The following is a 16,785-nucleotide window of genomic DNA, read 5'->3' as shown; positions in this document are numbered from 1 at the left end:
TCATGAGCGTCTCCCTCTACTACTGCGCGAGCCGGGCCACGCCGCTCACGGATGCCGAGACGGCCTCTGTCGAGCGAATCGTCGCCGGCCATATGGCGTCCTTCCCGTACGAGGACCAGGAAAGCCTGTACCTCTACGACAGCGAGGACAGCCGACCGGACGAGGTCGTTGCCGGGTCCACCAAGCTGCCGCTCGATCCTGGCCGGGTGCTGCCGGTGCTCGACCAGGTGCTGGGCTCGGTGTCCGAGTTGCGCCGTGCTCTGCCAGGAGCGGAGTGGCACGTGCACATGGACGACCTCGACGTTCCATGGGACGAGACCGACGGCTACGCCTTCCCCGGCATGCGCGATCCGGACCTCGCAGCCGAGCTGGGGGGCCTCTGAGGTCCCCGTCTGCCGTCTGTCGTCTGCGAGGGGTGCTGTGGTCAGGGCAGTCGTGTCAGCTCGCGGAGTTGGCTGACCAGCGCGTGGACATCGCGTTCGGCCGACGGAGCGGCGGGTGCTGCCGGAGTGGTGTCCGATGCTGCGGTGCGGCAGGCCCGGCACAGGCCGTCGGGCAGTGCTTCGGGCGCGCCGGGACGGCCGCACTCGGTGCACTCCGCCGGCAGGCGGCGCCCCCTGGTGACGGCCGCTGCAGGGGCGGTGCTGCTGGTCAGCTGCTGTGGCAGCTCGCCGCTCTCCGACAGCGACTACGTGTACGTGTGGGCGGACGGGGTGCACCCCAAAGTCCGGCTCGGGCAGGCGCACTCCTGCGTCTTGGTGCTGACGGGTGTGCGCCTGGACGGCACCAAGGAGCTGATCGCGTTGGCCGAGGGGCTGCGTGAGTCGACCGAGTCGTGGGCCGACCTGCTGCGCGACTGCCGCCGGCGCGGCATGCGCGATCCCGAGCTGGTCGTCGGCGACGGCACGTTGGGCCTGTGGAAGGCCCTCGCCGAGGTGTTCCCGGCTGCCCGCCACCAGCGGTGCTCGGTCCACAAGGACCGGAATGTCACGAACGCCCTGCCGAAGTCCGCACAGCCGGGCGCGACGAAGGCGATGCAGGAGATCTACAACGCCGAGGACCGCGCGCACGCCGAGAAAGCGATCGAGGCGTTCGCGAAGACCTGCGGCGCCAAGTTCCCCAAGGCCGTCGCCAAGACCACCGACGACCGGGAGGAACTGCTGGCGTTCTACGACTTCCCGGCCGAGCACTGGATCCACCTGCGGACCACGAATCCCATCGAGTCGACGTTCTCCACCGTCAAGCTCCGAACCAAGGTCACCCGCGGCGCCGGCAGTCCGGCCGCGGCCCTTGCGATGGTGTTCAAGCTCGTCGAGTCCGCCCAGGACCGCTGGCGCGCGGTCACCGGATCCCGCCTCGTCGCCCTCGTCCGCGCGGGCGCGCGCTTCGAAATCGGCCACCTCGTCGAACGCCCTGGGGCTGCAGCAGCCTGATCAACCTCAATCAGCTTGTGAATGGTGCAGGTTGATAGGTTCAGTTCGACTTGAGTGTTCACGACTGAGGGAGTGGAACGTGACCGGTGCGGCCAACCTGCGTCAGACGCTGCGGAACATTGAGGTCTTCGCCGGCGAGCTTCCCGGGTTCGACCCATCGATTGCGCCGGACACACCGTTCGAGTTGTTCACCGAGTGGTTGCTCAAAGCGTTGAGCGTCGGGGTGCAGGAGCCGCACGCCATGACGCTGGCCACGGCGGACGCCAGCGGTGATCCGACCGCCCGCGTACTCATCCTCAAGGACGTGAGCCCCGAGGGCTGGCAGTTCGCCTCGGACGCGAGCAGCCTCAAGGGCCACGACCTCTCTGTCCGCCCCTATGCGGCGCTGACCTTCTACTGGGCACCGCTCGCCCGCCAGGTTCGAGTGCGCGGACCGGTTGTGCGAGAGACCCCTGAACTGTGCGCTGCGGACTTCCTCGCCCGCGGTGTGGGGGCACGAGCAGAAGCCCTGCTCGGTCGGCAATCGCAACCGCTCGCGGATCTGGCCGAGAGGGATGCGCAGGTGGAGGCATCGCTCACGCGGATCAAGAGCGTGCCGGACCTCGTGGCACCAGGTTGGACGCTGTATTCAGTGCGTCCCGAGTCGGTGGAGTTCTGGCAGGGCGACAAGCAGCGCCGCCACACCCGGCTCGTCTACCTGTCTTCAGCGGACGGGTGGACCAAGCAGATGCTGTGGCCTTGATTCCTACCCGATCCACAAGTTTTGACAATTACTCTCGCGGATGTGGAAGCCGCCTCGGAGTGTCTGAACGAACTCGTTCGGTGGGCTGACACGGAGTGGGCTGATCACCCCTGTCGTCCTGTGGAAGGTCGGCCTGACGAGGCCGACCGGTAGACGCGTGACTACGCCAAGAATCTCCGGCACGCCGCACTCCCTGTCCACGTCCGGGACGAGATGGGCCGCATCGAGCTCAGTCTCGAGGTGCGGTTCCTGAGCTTTGTGCCGCCACCCAGCGGCGGACTGTCAGATCCGCCAGGACGTCTTCTACGTCGCCGGGCGTGCTGCGATGGCCCTCGACCTCGGGCATCTGGAAGTGGCAGAGCGGGAAATCAGGCACTAGCTGTCAGAAAGGTACTCTCACCCGTGACTTGTGCTCATGGGTCCGCTCCGGGGGTGGGACAGCACAGAAGCATCGGCGGTGCTCATGTGGCCTGCTGTGAGGGACCCGCCGAAGATCCCTGGGCCGACCCACTCGCATCTCTTCTCGCCGTACCGGTTGGCGGCAGCCACGCGGGCCTGTTGATCCGCTAGCAGAAAGGCTGCATAAGCGTCTCTCTCCGGGTGCCGCGCCGCGAGATGCCGCCGCTTGAGCGCTCACCGCGTCCAGTGCCGCACTGTACGTGGCCTGTGCTTGCTCGATGCCCGCGCGGCACCGCACCTGAATGGCCCGCGCCCTACGCCAAGGGCGCTGAGGGGGGAAACGTGGCCCGTCCAGCTGTGGCGGTCACTCCTGCGCTTCCTCCCAATGCACGCACTCGAGGTCCTGCCCGTGCAGCTCGTACTTGACGCAGATCCGCATTCGGGCCTCCGGAGGAATCTTCTCCCGAAGACGGAACTCGGTGATGATCCGGTCGCCCTCGATCCGGGAGACTCCGTATTTCTGGGTGTAGTCGACTCCCATCTTGCGCTCAAGCGTGAAGCTCGCCAGGCCGTACTTTCTGGCGGCTTCGGGATGCTTCCTGAATACCTCCGCGATTTCGGCGAGGAACTCGGTGTCCCGCTTGGTGTCGTAGTCAGCAGCGGTCACGGCCATCTCCTTGTGTGAAATGTCCCCTGTCCCAGGCTCCTACGTGCCTCACCCACACGCCAGTCAGGGCGACCTCGACGGTGCTCTACCCTTCCCCGTACGTCGCTGGTTTGGGCGTCACGCTCCAGTTCCAGCCCGAGGTTTTGGCGACACGTTCCTGGAGACGTACGGTTACCTCCCGGAGACGATGAAGCGGCTGAACGTCGATCTGAACGACATGACGAACGTGGATCTGTCGCAGGTCCGTGAGACGACGCAGGCCCTGAGCAGGTTGGACCGGAAGCTCTTGTCGGGGCCGAAGTACTGGCACCCTATGGCGGCGGTTCGTCTCGATCTGGTCGGCCATGTTGTCGGCGAAGGTCCGGTCGAAGACCTTGCCCCCGCGACCGCCTGTACGAGCACGTCGCCCGCCGCGATCACCGGCGCCCCGATGAGGATCCAGACGCGCCACGTCACCTCGCGCTCGTACGAGACCACCCTCTACGACCACCAGCAGGCGTTCCGTCTGCTCTGGCGGCACCTCGAGCACACCGGCTACCTGAGCCGTGTCCGGCGCGAGGCCGGTGAACGCCTCGGCACGGAAGGCCTGGGCGTGCGTGAACGGGCCGACCTCGTGCTGTTCCTCACCGTAGTCGACGGCGTGCACCCCGGGCGCGCGACGAGAGGCTGACGACAGGAGCGGCATGGCCCGCGATGCGTGGGGACACGCTCCTCCGCGGACCGGATCCGTCCCCCGGTACGTACGGCACGAGCACCTTGGAAGGCCGGAACGGCCCGCCTTAACATCGTCATGTCCACCCGAAGCCGGACTCGTCCAGGTACCGGGGGCCCCTGCCACCGTGCGACCGGATCGCACCCGCCCGACGACCGGGAGTTGTCAGTGTCTCAGCAGCTCGATGACCAGGACACCCGGAAAGTGCAGACAGCGGTCTCCGGCTCACCGGGGGCGGACAGGCCCGTGTACCTGCCGATGGAGGCGGAGGAGTACGAGAAGTTCATCCGCCTCCATCCCGCTCGGGACTTCTACTGCGGACTCCTCCTCGGAGGATGCGGCCGGAAGCTCTCCGCTCGTAAGTACCGCGACAAGAAGTGCCACTTCGCCCACATCGCTTCCGGGCTGTGCCGGCGCACTGTCAACGACGAGGCCAGTGCCGATCACCTCTACATGGGCCGGGCTCTCGCCGACTGGCTGAAAGCGAACGGTCACCCGGACGCGCGGCCCGTCTACTGGCACAAGGACCGGCCGCTCCGTGACTCGGTCGACGTGTCGTTCGATCGAGGACGACGGCTGGTGAGGGTACAGCTCGCCCGCAGGACCCGGAGGGAGTGGGAGGCGGACGACGCCCGCCTCCGTGCCGGCCATGCGGCCGTGGAATGGCTGTTCGGCCCCGACAGCATGCTCGCCAACTGGCAGATGGACCGGCAGGGCCACGCGCTCCGGATCCGGTGCCGGTCCGTTGGGGCGGTCAGGGAGGTGGAGGTCGGCACGCAGTTCCCCGACGTCCCCGTCGAATGGACTAGCCTGCCGGGGTGTTCGCTGACGCCGGAAGGCATGGTGACGCCCGGCCTCGCCCGGCCCGTGAAGGCGAAAGCCGCCGTGCCGGACGCGGGAACACGCCCCGGCCCACCGTCCGGCATCGACTTTCCCCTCGCACCGAAGTCCGTGGCGTTCACCGGCGCCGTCCCGCACGAGCAGGTGGAGCCTCGGCGACGGCTGTACTCCGCCACCGTCCAGCCCTACGGCTCGTCCCCCATGAGCGCCCTGATATCCCTCCCGGCTGAAACGGCGGCGCCCGAGCCGGATCGCGTCCACCTGCTGACGGGAGCGCTGCTGTCGTTCAGCCACCTCCCCGGCACCGACGACGTGACGTGGCTGATCAAGGCGGACGGTGTCCACGAACTGGGACGCGAGGGGGCGCGGCCCTGGTCCCGCCTCCTGCCGCCCAGCCCCGCCTCCGCCGTACCCGCGCGGCACCCGCGGCCCGAAGAAGCCCCACCGGTCGCTTCCGGGGCGCCCGCCACGGCCGGAGACGACCGCACCACGTCCATCACCCACGTCCTCGAGGAGACGGCACGGCACGCGGGTGTCATCGACCTGGCGACGCTGGCAGAGCGCGCCTCGACGGCGATCGACCCGTCGGACACCAAGCGCTGGCAGCAGCTTCTCGTGGAGGTCGAGCGACCACGCGGCCCGGGAACGCCGTTTCTCGTCTCGCTCGTCGCCGGGCCGCGCGGCGGGCCGGTCCCCTGCTACGCCGACGTGCTCGACGCGGTCGGCCACGCCGTAGAACTGGACCTCACCCGGCACTGCGAGCGGGAACGGAGACGGGTGTGGGACGCCTACCGGCCCATGCCTCCCGCGCAGGTGGAGACACCTTCGCCGCCTCCGCCCCCTTCGCCGCCTCTTCGCAGGCCGAGTGCCACGGAGCAGGAGCGGGCAGCCGCGTACGACGCGCTGATGGATCTCGCCCAGGAGGCACAACGCGCAGAAGACGTGGACGCCGTGGACCAGGTCGCGGTCCAGCTGGGCGGCATGACCCTCGGTCCCGCTGCCTCCCAGTCAGTCGACGACCTGATCGACTGGACGGTGGACCGGCGTGCCGACGAGCTCTGCGCCACCGCGGAACGCCTCACCGCACTCGTCGACCACCTCGACCGGCAGGGGGACGACCTGCCCGAAGACCATGTCCGCCGGCTCATAGGGCGGGCGGAAGCGCTGGCCGAGGAGGCGGGGGAGGAACTCACCGTCCACGAGCGCCGCCACCTCGCCCACTGGCGCGAGCACTTGGACGCACTGGCCGGAAGGCCCACGCTCCGAGCCATCCGTTCGTACGCGGCCCTCCTGCGCCCCGCGCTGCGACGCCTCGCCAGGGAGGGGCGCACCACCACGTGGGTGGAACTGGGGCAGAAGTTCGAGGCCCCGCTGGCGGAGCTCCTGCCGGACGACAAGGTGGCCATTCTGGTCGAGGTGGACCGTGAGACGCCCGCAGACGAGCAGCCGTTGTCGGCAGTCATCACCGCACGCCGTGGGCCCCATCCGCTGTACCGGCAGCTGCTGTTCAACCTCGACAGAGGAGACCTTCCGGCCGCAGCCGCCCGCGCTCACCGGCCTGCGGCCGACGGCAGTGCGGGCGGGCGGCAGCCGTCGCCCGTCAGGTGAGCGGAGTCAGCCTCCTCGCCGTGCTGCGGTGCTCGGCCCGACCGTGCCGCCACAGCTGGACCGCTGTCGGGGGTAGGAGCTCGGCGAGCACCACGAGGAAGACGCCTACGATGACCGGCCGCCGGCCGCCGGTCGCCGACCCCGCGAAGGAGAGCAGGGAGAGGGCCGACAGCAGCATCCCCGCCGCGTACACCGAGCGGACGCGCCTCAACTGCCGCACCGCACGTGGAGCAAGAGCAACACGCTTCACGAGAGCCATGCTGCCCCCGCACCCGGTTCGGGGGGCGGTGAGGTGGTCTGGATCAAGAGAAGACTCGCAATCCGGCCAGTTGACCGAAGGTCGGTCAGCTCGTCGCATAGCGGATGGAGTTGACCGCCCTTCGGACAACTGATGGTCAAATTCTTGTTGCAGGACTGTCAAAGAGGCTCTTCCGCTGGCACGCTCTCAGCCGCACCACCCCCCTCACCATCCCCCCTGTTCCAGCCAAGGAGCCCGCGTGACACGCAAGCAGTCCTCGCAGCGCCGTACCACGCTCCGTGCCGCCGCCCTGATCGCCTCGGCGGCCGTGGTCGTCGTCGGAGTCCAGACCGGATCGGCCGGCGCCGACGCGCAGCGCGAGGCCGGCGCCACTGCCGTCGCGTTCACCGGCAGCCAGCGCGCCGCCGCCGTCCAGGAGGCCCAGGCCGCCGCTGCCGGCACTGCCGAGGCCATCGGCCTCTCCAGCCAGGAGGAACTGGTCGTCCGGGACGTCGTCAAGGACGCCGACGGCACGGTCCACACCCGCTACGAGCGCACCTACAAGGGCCTTCCGGTCCTCGGCGGCGACCTCGTCGTGCACCAGAAGAGGAACAACGGCGCCCGCTCCACCACCAAGGCGACCGACGCGCGGATATCGGTGCCGACCACGACCCCCGCCGTCGCCGCTACCACCGTCAACCGGTCGGCCGTCGCCGCCTCGGACGCCAAGGCCCCGGCGGCCTCATCGGCCCGCAAGGTGATCTGGGCCGCGACCGGCAAGCCCGCCCTCGCCTGGGAGACCGTCGTCACCGGCACCCAGGCCGACGGCACACCGAGCGAGCTGCACGTCATCACCGACGCGACCAGCGGCAAGCAGCTCTACTCCGACGAGGCCATCGAAACCGGCACCGGCAACGCCATGTACAGCGGTCAGGTCACCCTCGGCACCAGCGGTACGGGCCCCTTCACGCTGACGGACACCAGCCGCGGCAGCCACAAGACGTACGACCTCAACGGCGGCACCTCCGGCACCGGCACGCTCTTCACCAACAGCACCGACATCTGGGGCGACGGCACCCCGGGCAACCGCGCGACGGCGGCCGCCGACGCCCACTACGGCGCCGCGCTCACCTGGGACTTCTACAAGAACGAACTCGGCCGCAACGGCATCCGCGGCGACGGAGTCGGCGCGTACTCGCGCGTCCACTACGGCAACGCCTACGTCAACGCCTTCTGGTCCGACAGCTGCTTCTGCATGACCTACGGGGACGGCGCCAACAACGTCAAGCCGCTCACCTCGATCGACGTGGCCGCCCACGAGATGTCCCACGGCCTTACGGCCTCCACCGCCAACCTGCGCTACAGCCGGGAGTCGGGCGGCCTCAACGAAGCCACCTCCGACATCTTCGGCACCTCGGTGGAGCTCTACGCCAACAACTCCTCGGACGTCGGCGACTACCTCATCGGCGAGGAGATCGACATCAACGGCACCGGCGCGCCGCTCCGTTACATGGACAAGCCCAGCAAGGACGGCAAGTCCGCCGACTACTGGTCCAAGACCCTCGCCAATCTCGACGTCCACTACTCCTCGGGTCCGGCGAACCACTTCTTCTACCTGCTCTCCGAGGGCAGCGGCGCCAAGAGCATCAACGGTGTCAGCTACAACTCGCCCACCTACGACGGTGCCGCCGTCACCGGCATCGGCAACGTCAAGGCGTACAAGATCTGGTACAAGGCCCTTTCCACCTACATGACCTCTTCCACCACCTACGCCGGCGCCCGCACCGCCACCCTCCAGGCGGCCACGGATCTCTACGGCGCGGGCAGCGCCGAGTACAACGCGGTCGCGGCAACCTGGGCGGCGGTCAACGTGAAGTAACGGCCGTACGTTTCGCAGGGGCCGTGCGGCGGGTGGGTTGCCGCGCGGCCCCTGCACGTCGTCGCGCGGACAGCAGATCCGCGGCTCAGGTCGTGGGGTCCGTCATCCGAGCCGGAGCGCGGCCAGCCGGCAAGGAGAGCCGGGCGGACGCACGGCTTCTCAGCAGTGGTCCTCGTCGACGGTGATGTGAAGAGTCACCTTCACGCTCGACAGTACGGCCTCCGGCTCCTGCGGAGACACCCCCAGGCAGTAGACCGTGTCGACATCCTCTGCTGCGACCTCGAAACGGTCGACCCCCGCAGGCGCGTCCCTGTCGTACGCGTCGTGCGCCTTGGAGACACTCAGCCCACCGACCGAAGGGCCCTCGCCGCTCTCCTGGATCGCGTCATCGATCAGCCGGTCGTAGCCACCCGCCCAGGAGCCGACCGTCTGCTCCTTGTCCTCCAGGGTCCGGACGGCGGAGTGCACGGCGTCGTGCAGTTCGCCATCGCTCCACGAACTGTCGTCGTGCAGGACGTACATGAATACGCCGGCGAACAGGAGGGAGCCGATGATCAGGGCGAGGCCGACCGGGTTGTCCGGGTTGTAGACGTACCGGCTCGTCCCCCACTTCGAGCGTATGAAAACCGGCTCGTCATCGCGATCTGCGCTCATGCGGGGAGCCTATCCGCGCAGCGTGCCGGGCGCGTGCCAGAGCAGCACAGCACCGTCCGTCTCACCGTGTTGAGGCTCGAGTGGAAGAGGCGCTGCTCTGCCAAGGACGGCCCTTGGGTGTGCTCCTGGACAGCATTTTGGTTGTGTCCCTGCTGACCTCGGTGTTTCGCTGGCGCCTGCTATTTGGTGGTCCACCGGGTCGAGTTGCACGGCGGCGGGCGCTTCGGACGGCTGCTCGGATTTGCCGCGCCGCCGGTGTACCAGGAGCAGTGGCTTACAGTGCTTGGCTGACCTGAGTGTGATCCTTGCCGCCTGCCCCAGGCTGCAGAATCACATCTCGGGTCGAAAGAACGCGGAGTAAGGGAACTTGATCCGAGTCGTCTACGTCGAACCGCGGAACACGAGGGCCTCACCTTGGGCACGGTCTCAGCCCCGTGCTGAGCGATGGCGAGGTCACTCGGCGAAGAGGAGGCGCCTCTCTTCTTTGCAGCATCCACTGAGGGGGACACGTATGAGCTGGACCGGGCGATCCACTGGCTTGCTGGTGGCGGCAGTCATGGTGATGTCAGTAGCCGCGTGCACGGCCGGCGGCGGGGGCGGTAGAGCGGCCTCCTGCGCCAATCTGTACACCTACCAGGACAGATCTTATCTGGACGTGACTCCCAACGTGAAGTTCACATTCGGGAAGAAGCTCGGCGTCGCAACCCAAATGCCCTGCGATGACACCGGCGGCCAGGATGAGAGCGAGGAGCTGGTTTCGACGGAGACTGCCTATGAAGTAGACGGTATCTCTCCCAAAGTCGCCATCGCCATTGGGGACACACCGAAGACAGCCACGCTCTTCGCCGTTCGCTCGGGCAAAGAGATCCCATCCGAGGTGCAGAAACTGATCGACGGCTCCTGATCTGAAACGCGGGTTCGGTGTGGTTCAACAGCTGACGCCACACCGAACCCCGCGCACCAGACTTCGAATGCAGGTACACGTACCCACGACGCCCTGTCTCGGCAGTGCCCCCGGTCTTCGTCTTGGACCTGGCTGCCGCTCGGGCTTTCTCGGAGTTACGGCCGTGGGCGCGCCACCCGCCGCCGTTCGGGATGCGCCCGACTTTCGTCCGGTCAACGTCGACCATGTGGCCGGGACGCTTGGCCACGATCGTTTCGGCTTGCGGTTCGTATCGCCGTCGGGGCCGATGAACTTGCGCCGGTTCAGGCCGAGGTGCGCGAGCAGCCTGGTGGCGGTGCGGCGGCTGACCATGATGCCAATGTCATCGAGTTAGAAAGTGGTCCGTGACGCTGGCCACTTGTGCTCCCGTCGCATTGCCTCGATTCGCTGCACGATGTCGGCGCTGGGCGCGCTCGGCTGATGGTGCGGCGTCGAGGACCTGTCGAGCAGCCCGAGGGCGCCATGCTTACGCCAGCGGTTCACCCACTTGGATGCGCATGCGCGAGAGATGCCCATCTGCGCGGCGACGTGCGCAATCGGACGCGTTTTACAGCGATCGATCAACCGGCGGGGCCTTCCACGGAGAGGGGGGCGTTGGCTTGGGTCATATTTTGCCCACGAAGAAGCTGGTGCTGGCGACTGCGAGCAGCAGGTAGCCGCCCGGGAAGGCGATGTTGTGGAAGACGCGTGCGCGGACGTGAGCCTGGACCGCGCCGATGAAGAACGCGGTCAGGCCGATTCCTGCCGCCAGTCCCAGCCAGTGGACCCCGAGAAGCCCCATGAGAAGGCCGGCAGCGCCCGCGAGTTTGAGGGTCGCCAGGTACGGCACCGCAGCTGGCGGGAGTCGAACCTCTGCGGAGTTCGCCAGCACGAACGGTGCCCGCGCGTAGTCCGCGATCGCAATGAACGCGTTCGCGACGATGCACCCAACAGTGGCGATGATCAGTACGGAGCTCACGAGTTGTACGACCCCACGACGGTAAACGGTGCTGGTGGAACCGGCGCTCCCACAGCGCGGCTGATCAGGTCTCGCAGCTGAGCGGCTTGCGGCAGTCCCACCAACGGATTCTCTGCTGCCTCCTCCCTCTCGAGGGCCAGGATGAAGTCCTGCCCCGACTCACTGGAGTACGCCGTGTACACCACGCCCTGGGGCGATGCCGCGTGGAGGGCGGCGAAAACCCTCGCAAGTTGCGACCGGACCTCGGCATCTGTGCCGCCGTCGGCGCGGAACCGCACCATCTGTAGGCTCATGACGTTGCCATCTCCTCGGGATGCGAACAAGAACGGGTCGAACCCAACCGTCCTGACGTCCGCAAGCCCGGAAAGGTGACACCCATGCCGATCACGGTCGAAGAATTCGAGACCGCACGACCGCATCTACTGTCGGCTGCCCACCGCATGCTCGGCTCGGCTCACGACGCCCAAGATGCCGTCCAAAACGCATGGTTGCGGGTCATGACTGCCCGACCCTCACCATCGATTGAGAACCCGTCAGCCTGGCTCACGACTGTCACCGCCAGGGTCTGCTTGGACGAGCTGCGTGCCCGACGCCGTCGCAACGAAGCACCGCTGCTGCTCGCGGACGCCATCCCGGCCGCAGAACTGGCCGCGGACGAAGCGATCCTCCGCACAGAGGACGTCTCCCGCGCGCTCATGGTCCTGCTGCACCAGTTGACTCCCTCTCAACGAGTCGCGTACGTCATGCATGACCTGTTCTCTATGCCGTTCGACCAGATTGCGCACGTGCTGGGCGGGACAGTGCCCAGTGCCAAGAAGCACGCCAGCAGGGCCCGGCAACGCCTCGACAGCGCCCAGCATGCCTCGGAGCGGAACAGCCGACCAGACCAGCAGATCGTCGAAGCCTTCCTGAGAGCAGCCCAAACCGGGGATACGCGCAGAATGATCCAGCTGCTCGCGCCCGACAGCGTCCGCGACGCCGACGCGGCACTCCTGCCTCGCGGAGCCCGCACCGCCGTCTTCGGTGCTGTCGACATTGCCACCGAGACCGTGTACTTCCGTGATCGCATTCAGTCGGCTTGCAGACTCACTGTCAACAACAAGTCGGTGTACCTCATCGCCCCGGGAGGACACCCCCTCGCCACAATCGAGATCAGCACAGCCAATCAGAAGGTCACGAGAATCGCACTGCGATTGGCCCAGGCCGACGACCACTTCGCGGCCGCCCTAGCGTCAACCACGTCCTGACCCGCAACATCTAGGGGCGTGTCGGGTCATGATCTATCTGCGCGTTCAGCCCTCGTCGAGCGGGCGGGTGAAGAGGGGCCACCGGGGCGGCCGACCCCTCACCCACGAGACCGACCTGAACAAGGAACGGAACACCGTCGAGCGATCGAGCCGTTACTCCCGGACCGGACTTTGAAGCGGGGCGGCCGGTGGAGGGACCACCGTGAGGTGATCGATGCGATCACCTGGAAGTTCCAGACTGGGTCGCAGTGGGTCCACCTGCCCGAGAAGTAAGGCAACTGGAGGGGTGTCTATAACCGGCGCGCATATGGCCGTCGACGGCACCTGGGAGCGAGTGTTCACCTTGCAGCGGCACAGCACTCGCACTCTCGGGCTCGCCCGGGTGGTGTAACGCAGCATCTGTGGGCGGCTGTTCGGGTCGCGGGCGTCCGACCCTGTGTTTTGCGGTGATGCACACCCCATTAGGGGACACCCTCGTGCCGTTCGACCTGCCAACACCAGTTTCCTGCGGTCGGCTTCCACGTCGTCAACACGTCGCGTCCGTCTGAACTCGGAGGCAAGATGCAGACCATAACTTTGAGACCTAGGGTTGTGTGTAAGGCGCTCAGGCCAGAGTCTCGCAGATGGCGTTGTGACAGCTGCTGAAGTGTCGGACACCTTGAACGCGGCGGCTGGAACGCAGGCTCACGGCCCCTTGTGCCGGCCTATGGGCGGTCGAAGAGGTGACCGGAGGTAATTATGGCCGATCGTACCTCCCACACCCCGCTGTGCAGCATCTCGTGGACCGATGTGGTCCAGGGCGCTCAGCATTCGTCGTTCGGCGTGGACCAGGAGGTCGAGCTGCGATTCGGCCTCGAACTGGACCGGAGCTTCTGGTCATCGTTCGAAACATCGCAGTTTTTCACACAGTTCTGCGTCTATCGGTTCGGCGAGCTGGTTAAACGGTTCGACCACTCCGGCGACACGCGACAGCTGCTGCCCGGTGCGCCCGAAACCCAAATATGGCTCGGCGTCGCCCTGGGGCGGGCTGGACAAGCGAGCGGAGAGAGGTCAGGGCTGGTGCAGTTTCGTCCGCAGATTTTTTCCTGCGACAGGGCAGCGCCGCCTACCTGGATCCTGAGTTCGCAGTGGCTCCGCATGACCACGCATTCATGGTTGATTCCTTCAGTCCTGTCGGCGGCGGCTTCGACAGGGAGTCCCTGACTGGAGGAGTCGGCATCCCAGGGGGCACCCCGGCACCTGATGATTGACGGCCGGACACACGCCAGGAGGAGAAATGAGCCTGACCACGCTGGTGCAGACCATGGACGACTGGTGTGAGGCCCCCGCGCCCGGCCGCCCGCCCCGCCCGCCGTGGCTGCGCGACATCCTCACTGCGGTCGTCCTGGCCGAGATGTCGGCCAGGATGAACGGTACTGACGAGGGTCGCTCCCTGTACAGCGCCGCCGTTCACCTCTACGAGGCTGCGGCCGAGAAGGTGGCTCTCAACCCGCAGCCGCTGCCGCCGTTGGAGGAGTAGAGCGTCGGGCGGGCGCGCCGAATCTCGGCCGGTCGTCCGCGCCGACAACCGCGAAGCATTCAGCCGGTCTGATCGGCCGGCTGCAGAAACAGCAGATTATATTCCCGCCAGAGAAAGGGTGCCTGATGAAATTCTCCGTCGCCCCTCGCGAGGGAATCCCTGAAGGGTCTCGGTCTTTCACGTCGGACCACCACCAGGGAAGCTGGACTGCCGAACCGATCCTGGATGAATCGTCATCAGCGACAGACGATGATCCTTCGCCGATAATGCCGCAGCGTAGCATCCGGGGCGTACATTACCTGGAGGCCGACGATGGGGCTTAGGGTGGTCAACGCATATCGCGGCACGATTTGGGTCTCCATCGTCTCCCCGGACAATTGGTGCGGACTCAGTTTCCCTGGTGCTTATCCATGGGGAAAAGCGGGATGGTGGAAAATTGAACCTTCGATCAGTAAGTATATTATTGGCGGGGATCTGAAGCTGGCTTATCACTATTATGTCAACGCTCATGCGCGGGATGCTGGTTGGGGAGATTCAATCTCGACAACCGTCCCATTTGACCGCCCTTTCGAAGACTGCCTCGATACTGACTTCGACGAATGGACGAGGGTCTGGTTCATCGACTTGTATCCGGTAACCAAAAACTTCCAGTTGACCCTCCATGCCTGAACGAATCAGCCAGCATGTTGAGCGATTTCAAAATTCACGACGAGGGTGGTTCGTGCGCGGGCATCAGCGGCGATCAGGGCGTCGAACCGGGGCTTTCGCCCCGTCAGCTCTTACGACACCACGAGTTCAGCCGCAGTGGTGCGAAGAATGTGCGATCCGCCCGCGGACCGCGGACCGCGGACCGCGGACCGCGGACGGCTTACGGTCCGGCCGTGCGGGGCAGCCGGCCGTACGGGCGGCCGTCAGCCGAGCGGCGTGAGCTTCTTCGCCGTGCTGCAGTGCTTGGTCCGCCCGTGCCGCCACAGTTGCACTGCCGTCAGCGTGAGGAGCGCGGTGAACACCAGGAGGAAGACGCCCGCGATGACCGTCTGCCGGCCGCCCGCCGCCGGATCGTCGTAGGAGAGCAGGCCGAGGGTGGAGAGCAGCACCCCCGCCACGTACACCGAGCGGACGCGCCGCAGTTGCCGCACCGCGCGAGGAGCAAGAGCAATACGCTTCAGGAAGGCCATTCCCCCTTCGTACCCCTTCTCGGGGCGATGAGACGTCGATTTCGCGGACAGTCGTGTGCGGGCGGGTGCGGAGCCGGCGGCACGCACCGACGCTGCAACGGCGTGGTCGCGCGCGGCTCCGTACGGGGATGTGGCCGGGCGGATGACCGGCGCCGTATCCGGGCACCCGAAGGGCTGACCCGTTTCGCTCGACCACCGTGAGGATTCGGCCATGGCCCTGGTGCAGCTCGACCTTCCCGACCCGATGGCGATGCGAGGGCGCTGGGCGGCCCTCGCCGCCGTGCAGGCCGCCTCCGGACACGGCGAGCGGTGCCGGGCGCTCTGGCCGCTCTGGCACTACGACGACGGGCACGGCAGCTGGGCAGACCTGCACCACCTCGACGAGGGGCGCGCGGTGCTGCTCGGGCAGGACCGGAACGACTCCGAGACCTTTTACGCCGAGGCAGCCGACTTCTTCGAGGAGAGGGAGACCGACCTGCTGGCCGACGCGCCCGAGTGGTGGGAGCCGCCCGTCCGCCGGGTCCGGGACGCGGAGCTCTTCCTCGGCTTCGTGTACGGCTTCGACGGTGGCACATGGCATCGCGCGGAGTACGACCTCGACGACGGCTTCGCGAGTGTGGGGCTGCCCGCACTCAGCACCGACCGGACGCGGGAAGCCATCCTCGGCACCGTCCGGCACGTGTCGCACCAGGGTGGGGACGAACCGTCCCACGAGTCGGTTGACGCGCTGACCGCCGTCGACGGTGAGGTCGACGCCGGCCTGTTGGCCGCGCTGGTACCCTCCGCCGACCGGGACGCAGAGGCCGGGGCAGCGGCGGCCCGCGCGTTTCTCGCAGCCTGACCGGCGGATGCGCGGCCCCTCACACTGTGGTCCGGCCGGGCGCAGCGCCGGGCCGGTCCCCATCGCCGGGTCACCGGCTCTCTCGTGGCCGTAGCCCCCCTTCCGCGTACAGGCACGCGATAGAATTCGAGGCATTTCCAACCATGACCGGTCTCGCCTCGAAGCAGAGGAAACGACATGTCTCCGAGTTCATCGCCGTGCTTACGTGGGCAGTTCTTCCGGCGCGGAACGGCCGCGGCTCGGACCGCCCTGCTGGTCTCCGCTCTGGCGGCGGTGCTCGCCGCCGGATGTGACGCGGCGGGCGGGTCGGCTCGGAGCGGATCGGCTGATGCCAAGCCAACTCGGGCGGCTCCCCCGGACGCTTCGTTTCCGCCGAGCCCGCCCGCCGCCGCCGGGTGCGACGGCAAGGTGCTCGACCACCGGGACATCCGGCATCCGGACCTCGGCCCGGTCCGCGTCTACCTGGTCCGGCGTGCCCCCTACCCCCTGCCGGCCGGGTGCGTCGCGGCCGTCACCGGCAGCGGGCGCGCGCTGGACCCCATCGAGGTGGACGCCAACTGGAGCATGGAGGACCCGTTGCGCTTCGCCGCCCCGGCGACCGACTCGACCGGGAACACCTTTCTGGTCTACAACCCCGGGCGTTACGACGGGGTGCTGGTGCTCGTACCCACTGCGGACGGATTCGCGGACATCGGCTGGAGGAGCGCGGACGACCACTACAGCGGGGGGAGATTCGCCTTCTACTACGCGAGGCCGGTCGGCCCCGGAAAGGACGGCGAATATGCGATCGTCCATTCCATCAAGGGGTGTGATCCCTCCTGCGCCGAAGGCGCCACCGCCAAGGTGACCTTGCGTTGGGACGGTCACGACTACCTGCCGACCGGCTGACGCGGACGCACTGGTGGATACGGAGGTGGAGGCTCGGTA

19 protein-coding genes and 2 pseudogenes are annotated in these 16,785 nt (G+C 67.3%); 14 read left to right on the top strand and 7 right to left on the bottom strand.

What is annotated here, in order from left to right; translation table 11 throughout:
* Positions 1-2: 2 nt before the first annotated feature.
* The 3 genes and pseudogenes from BFF76_RS17980 (at position 3) to BFF76_RS17970 (ending at position 2,175) form a co-directional block, all read left to right on the top strand.
* The gene (locus BFF76_RS17980) at positions 3-383 is read left to right on the top strand and encodes a hypothetical protein (protein WP_065848615.1); all 381 of its coding nucleotides are present in this window, start codon (positions 3-5) and stop codon (positions 381-383) included.
* Positions 384-674: 291 nt separating this feature from the next.
* A pseudogene (locus BFF76_RS17975) lies at positions 675-1,433 on the top strand (IS256 family transposase); the annotation flags it as partial.
* 79 nt (positions 1,434-1,512) lie between these two features.
* Positions 1,513-2,175 carry a pyridoxine/pyridoxamine 5'-phosphate oxidase gene (locus BFF76_RS17970; protein WP_065848614.1) on the top strand — a complete coding sequence of 221 codons (663 nt, stop codon included), beginning with the start codon at positions 1,513-1,515 and terminating at the stop codon, positions 2,173-2,175.
* A 763-nt stretch (positions 2,176-2,938) separates the two neighbouring features.
* Here the strand turns inward: BFF76_RS17970 and BFF76_RS17965 are convergent.
* Complete coding sequence (locus BFF76_RS17965) at positions 2,939-3,247, bottom strand: hypothetical protein (protein WP_031096177.1); 309 nt, start codon at positions 3,245-3,247, stop codon at positions 2,939-2,941.
* A 181-nt stretch (positions 3,248-3,428) separates the two neighbouring features.
* Here BFF76_RS17965 and BFF76_RS17960 point away from each other — a divergent pair, with 181 nt between their 5' ends.
* Positions 3,429-3,911 (top strand): hypothetical protein, encoded by a 483-nt coding sequence (locus tag BFF76_RS17960; RefSeq protein WP_065848613.1) that lies wholly within the window; start codon positions 3,429-3,431, stop codon positions 3,909-3,911.
* Positions 3,912-4,121: 210 nt separating this feature from the next.
* Entirely contained in the window at positions 4,122-6,401 is a 2,280-nt protein-coding gene (locus BFF76_RS17955; RefSeq protein WP_065848612.1) for a hypothetical protein, read from the top strand.
* Here BFF76_RS17955 and BFF76_RS17950 read toward each other — a convergent pair.
* Positions 6,394-6,660 carry a hypothetical protein gene (locus tag BFF76_RS17950; RefSeq protein WP_065848611.1) on the bottom strand — a complete coding sequence of 89 codons (267 nt, stop codon included), beginning with the start codon at positions 6,658-6,660 and terminating at the stop codon, positions 6,394-6,396. The genes BFF76_RS17955 and BFF76_RS17950 overlap by 8 nt on opposite strands.
* A gap of 238 nt (positions 6,661-6,898) precedes the next feature.
* On the opposite strand from BFF76_RS17950, the gene BFF76_RS17945 reads away from it, so the two are divergent.
* A complete protein-coding gene (locus BFF76_RS17945; protein WP_065848610.1) occupies positions 6,899-8,518 on the top strand; it encodes a M4 family metallopeptidase in 1,620 nt (539 codons plus the stop codon).
* Positions 8,519-8,677: 159 nt separating this feature from the next.
* On the opposite strand, the gene BFF76_RS17940 is transcribed toward BFF76_RS17945, so the two are convergent.
* Positions 8,678-9,172, bottom strand: coding sequence for a hypothetical protein (locus tag BFF76_RS17940; RefSeq protein ID WP_065848609.1), 495 nt, complete (start codon positions 9,170-9,172; stop codon positions 8,678-8,680).
* Between the two features lie 511 nt (positions 9,173-9,683).
* Here BFF76_RS17940 and BFF76_RS17935 point away from each other — a divergent pair.
* Positions 9,684-10,076 (top strand): DUF6281 family protein, encoded by a 393-nt coding sequence (locus BFF76_RS17935; RefSeq protein WP_031096190.1) that lies wholly within the window; start codon positions 9,684-9,686, stop codon positions 10,074-10,076.
* Positions 10,077-10,140: 64 nt separating this feature from the next.
* On the opposite strand, the pseudogene BFF76_RS33860 reads toward BFF76_RS17935, so the two are convergent.
* The 3 genes and pseudogenes from BFF76_RS33860 to BFF76_RS17925 all read right to left on the bottom strand — a co-directional run.
* Positions 10,141-10,723: pseudogene (locus BFF76_RS33860) on the bottom strand (helix-turn-helix domain-containing protein); the annotation flags it as partial.
* Positions 10,720-11,073 carry a DoxX family protein gene (locus BFF76_RS17930; protein ID WP_065848608.1) on the bottom strand — a complete coding sequence of 118 codons (354 nt, stop codon included), beginning with the start codon at positions 11,071-11,073 and terminating at the stop codon, positions 10,720-10,722. The gene BFF76_RS17930 and the pseudogene BFF76_RS33860, both read right to left, overlap by 4 nt.
* Positions 11,070-11,366 (bottom strand): hypothetical protein, encoded by a 297-nt coding sequence (locus BFF76_RS17925; protein ID WP_065848607.1) that lies wholly within the window; start codon positions 11,364-11,366, stop codon positions 11,070-11,072. Before BFF76_RS17925 ends, BFF76_RS17930 begins: the two co-directional genes overlap by 4 nt.
* A gap of 84 nt (positions 11,367-11,450) precedes the next feature.
* Between BFF76_RS17925 and BFF76_RS17920 the strand changes: the two genes are divergently transcribed.
* The 5 genes from BFF76_RS17920 to BFF76_RS31405 all read left to right on the top strand — a co-directional run bounded on the left by BFF76_RS17920 (position 11,451) and on the right by BFF76_RS31405 (position 14,508).
* Positions 11,451-12,320 carry a sigma-70 family RNA polymerase sigma factor gene (locus tag BFF76_RS17920; protein ID WP_065848606.1) on the top strand — a complete coding sequence of 290 codons (870 nt, stop codon included), beginning with the start codon at positions 11,451-11,453 and terminating at the stop codon, positions 12,318-12,320.
* A gap of 18 nt (positions 12,321-12,338) precedes the next feature.
* Positions 12,339-12,593: a transposase gene (locus BFF76_RS34690; RefSeq protein WP_079122406.1), complete on the top strand. Its 255-nt coding sequence runs from the start codon at positions 12,339-12,341 to the stop codon at positions 12,591-12,593.
* A 465-nt stretch (positions 12,594-13,058) separates the two neighbouring features.
* Positions 13,059-13,523: a hypothetical protein gene (locus tag BFF76_RS17915; protein ID WP_065848605.1), complete on the top strand. Its 465-nt coding sequence runs from the start codon at positions 13,059-13,061 to the stop codon at positions 13,521-13,523.
* Positions 13,524-13,596: 73 nt separating this feature from the next.
* Positions 13,597-13,839, top strand: a complete 243-nt coding sequence (locus BFF76_RS17910) for a hypothetical protein (RefSeq protein WP_031096200.1) — start codon at positions 13,597-13,599, stop codon at positions 13,837-13,839.
* 324 nt (positions 13,840-14,163) lie between these two features.
* Positions 14,164-14,508: a DUF1036 domain-containing protein gene (locus tag BFF76_RS31405; RefSeq protein WP_158709669.1), complete on the top strand. Its 345-nt coding sequence runs from the start codon at positions 14,164-14,166 to the stop codon at positions 14,506-14,508.
* A 242-nt stretch (positions 14,509-14,750) separates the two neighbouring features.
* Here BFF76_RS31405 and BFF76_RS17905 read toward each other — a convergent pair whose 3' ends face one another.
* A complete protein-coding gene (locus BFF76_RS17905; RefSeq protein ID WP_065848604.1) occupies positions 14,751-15,017 on the bottom strand; it encodes a hypothetical protein in 267 nt (88 codons plus the stop codon).
* 211 nt (positions 15,018-15,228) lie between these two features.
* On the opposite strand from BFF76_RS17905, the gene BFF76_RS17900 reads away from it, so the two are divergent.
* The gene (locus BFF76_RS17900) at positions 15,229-15,858 is read left to right on the top strand and encodes a proteophosphoglycan 5 (protein WP_065848603.1); all 630 of its coding nucleotides are present in this window, start codon (positions 15,229-15,231) and stop codon (positions 15,856-15,858) included.
* A gap of 408 nt (positions 15,859-16,266) precedes the next feature.
* On the top strand, positions 16,267-16,746 hold the full coding sequence (locus BFF76_RS17895; protein WP_065848602.1) for a hypothetical protein: 480 nt from the start codon (positions 16,267-16,269) through the stop codon (positions 16,744-16,746).
* The last annotated feature ends 39 nt before the right edge of the window (positions 16,747-16,785 follow it).

Source organism: Streptomyces mutomycini (assembly GCF_001700505.1).
GTDB lineage: Bacteria > Actinomycetota > Actinomycetes > Streptomycetales > Streptomycetaceae > Streptomyces > Streptomyces mutomycini.
The sequence above is the reverse complement of the archived record's forward strand: the minus strand, read 5'-3'. Positions and strand labels throughout refer to the sequence as shown.